We start from the raw sequence: 3430 nt of genomic DNA on the forward strand, positions 1-3430 counted from the left end.
CAGTTCTGTAGTGATCCGGTGGCAGGTGATGAGGGTGAACTGCGGATGAGAAATCCAAGGGCTGCGACAGCTGCTATTGCCGAACTGAACAAGATGGATGGTGACTACCAGCAGAAAGCCGGTGAGGAAACCAGTGTTAACTTTATCCAGATATTCGGCCCTGAGGCTGACGATCTACCCGACACTGATATTACTGTTTATCCGGATTCAAATCTATTGCCGGGTAATTAGCAAGGGGGGGGGAGTTACCCCGTATGCTGGACATTGAGTCCCGTACCTGCCCGATTGGTAGTCGTAGGGTTTCACATGCGCAGTTGGTGGCTTAAATCAGCAAGTGTTTCATGAGGGGGGATAGATAAAACACGGCGTTATTTCTGACCTTCACCTGCCAAAGCCCGCTAAAAAAAATTGCCCGTAAAAAAACCGACATACGGGTATCCCACTCTTCATATAATATTCATCACCACCATCAATAGCACCTCACGGTATGGAACCGGCAGCCCTCTTATGGATAGAATGCATGATTTGTCGTTTAACTACGATGCCCCTGTCAGGCCGACACACTGATTATAAGATGGTCATTCATGGAAAAATCCCTGAACTTTGAAATGCTCCGCAGCCACTGGCCAGAACTGGCTAATCTCGGCGTTAAAGCAGAAGAATTTGTCCACACCGATCCGGATGTTTGTCTGGTTAAGCTCCGTAATTATCTGGAGTTGATCGTACGCTGGCTCTATCGTCAGGAGCGTCTGCCAGAGGGCTATCGTTCCAGCCTGTATGACCTGATCAAGGCCGATACCTTTCAAAGTACCATTCCCGAAGCCATTCTGATGAAGATGGACGCCCTGCGCATTCATGGCAACCGGGCGGCTCATGGTGACCCGATTAAACCAACGGATGCCCAGTGGTTGCTGAAAGAAGCTTTTATTATTGGGGCATGGATCTACCTTCGTTATGGCAATGGCCATGCGGATGATATGGATAAGTTCCAACTGCCGGAGCCTCCCGCCGGTGGCAGCAAAACCATCCTCAGTGCCAAAGAACTCCTGAAAAAACAGGCGGAGCTGGAAAAAGCCAAACAAGAGTTGGAAGCAGCACAACAGCGCGAGATGGGCATTCTTCGTGAGCTGCAGTTACAGAAAGAGAAGGCGGATGAATTTCAGCAGCGAATGGAAACCCTGCGGCAGAAGAATGAGCAGGCCGCTAACATTCTGGAGCTGGATGAGGCAGAAACCCGTCGTCGTCTTATCGATTCCCGCCTGATCGCTGCCGGTTGGGATGTGGCGGAAGAGGTAAAAGATACCGCTCAGGTTACTCAGGAGCATCCGGTTAAAGAGCAGCCGACCCCAAGTGGTGATGGCTATGCGGATTATGTCCTCTGGGATAACAATGGCAAACCGTTGGCTGTGGTAGAAGCTAAACGAACCCGGGTATCAGCGGAAAAAGGGCGTACTCAAGCCCGGCTTTATGCTGACTGGCTGGAAAAACAGTATGGTCAGCGCCCGTCATTTTCTACACCAATGGTTATGACATCTATATCTGGGATGAACACCCGGCCCGAAACTATCCACCAAGAAAACTGTTTGGCTTTTACAGTCTGGAAAGTCTGGCTTACCTGGTACAACAACGCGCCAGTTGCCGACCATTGGCGGAAGTGCCTGTTGATACCAAAATTGCCGGTCGTCTGTATCAGCTGGAAAGCATTGCCCGTGTCGGTGAACGGTTCACAGATAAACACCGTCGGGCGTTGATTGTTCAGGCCACAGGCACCGGTAAAACCCGTGTCGCCATTGCCCTGTCCAAACGACTGCTGGATGCACGCTGGGCTAAACGGGTACTGTTTCTCTGTGACCGTAAAGAGCTGCGCAAACAGGCACGAAATGCCTTCAATGAATTTGTCAGCGACCCCATTTATGTCGTGGGTCGTAGCGATAAAAAGTACCAGGATACCTCCCGCATCTTCATCTCCATCTACCCGGGCATGATGAACATTATGGACCGGTACGATGTGGGCTATTTTGACCTGATCATTGCGGATGAATCCCACCGCTCCATCTATAACGTCTACGGTGACCTGTTCAAATATTTCGATGCCCTTCAGGTAGGTTTGACGGCGACACCGGTGGATATGATCGGCCACACTACCTATGGTCTGTTTGGTTGTGAAGGACGCGTACCCACCTATGAATATTCACTGGAAGCGGCAATAAACGACGAACACCTGACGCCATTCGAGGTGATAACCCACACCACCCAGTTTCTGCGGGAAGGCATTAAAAAAGACAACATCAGTGATGAGCAGATTGCCCAGCTGGAAGAGCAGGGCATCGATCCGAATACCCTGGAGTTTGATGCCAAAGCCATCGACAAGGCGATCTTCAACCGGGATACCAACCGGGCCATTATCCGCAACCTGATGGAACACGGTATTCGTGACCAGGACGAACAGCTTCCCGGTAAAACCATTGTCTTTGCCCGCAACCACAAACATGCGGTGGTGCTGCAAAGTGTTTTCGATGAAATGTACCCGCAGTTTGCCGGTAAGTTCTGTCAGGTGATTGATCACTATGATCCAAGGGCAGAGCAACTGATCGAAGACTTCAAAGGCGGCGACCTCAGTTCCAACAAAACACTGACCATCGCTATTTCGGTGGATATGCTGGATACCGGCATCGATGTTCCTGAAGTAGTGAACCTGGTCTTTGCCAAGCCCGTAAAGTCCAAGGTGAAATTCTGGCAGATGATTGGCCGGGGAACTCGACTGTGTAAAGATCTGTTTGGCCCCGGTCAGGATAAAAAGAAGTTCCGCATCTTCGACCACTGGGGCAACTTTGAATACTTTGAGCAGGAACCACCCGAAGCCACACCCACCACTGGTAAACCTCTTGCGCAAAAACGACTGGAAGCCTGGATAGAGCTGGCCAAAGCTGCCCAGAAGAAGTTTGAACAGGGCAGTCTGACCATTATTGCCAAACAGTTACAGGCGCAGGTGGAAGCACTGGATGAAAAATCCATTGCCGTACAGGAAAAGTGGCAGACCCGCGCCCGGCTGAATGACCAGAAAGTACTGGAACAGTTTGCCCCCCAGACTCAGCAACAACTGTTAGATGAGATCGGGCCATTAATGCAGTGGGTGGATGTTCGTGGCCAGGGGAACGCCATGCGTTTTGATCTGGATATGATCACCGCTCAAACCGCGCTCTATACCAACAAAGGCGGGCTGGAAAAACAGTGGTCGATTATCGTTCAGAAGCTGGATCAGCTACCACCCCATCTGGCACAGGTACAGCAGCAGGGTGAGATTATAAATCAGCTACGGGAGCTGGACTGGTGGCATAACGCCAGCTTTGCCGATCTGGAACATGCTCGTACTCGCCTTCGGGGCATTATGTATCTGATGGAAGGTGATGTTACACCGCCACCCACTCCG

3 protein-coding genes are annotated in these 3430 nt (G+C 50.9%); all 3 read left to right on the forward strand.

Annotation, left to right across the window (positions count from 1 at the left end; all coding sequences use genetic code 11):
• The coding region (locus RM811_RS17530; RefSeq protein WP_402526912.1) for a hypothetical protein at window positions 1–231 on the forward strand (231 nt) is incomplete at its 5' end.
• A 353-nt stretch (window positions 232–584) separates the two neighbouring features.
• Entirely contained in the window at window positions 585–1751 is a 1167-nt protein-coding gene (locus tag RM811_RS17535) for a DUF4145 domain-containing protein (protein WP_402526913.1), read from the forward strand.
• On the forward strand, window positions 1655–3430 hold a 1776-nt coding region (locus RM811_RS17540), incomplete at its 3' end, for a DEAD/DEAH box helicase family protein (protein WP_402526915.1). The genes RM811_RS17535 and RM811_RS17540, both read left to right, overlap by 97 nt.

Origin of the sequence: Endozoicomonas sp. (assembly GCF_031844845.1) — a bacterium.
GTDB lineage: Bacteria > Pseudomonadota > Gammaproteobacteria > Pseudomonadales > Endozoicomonadaceae > Endozoicomonas.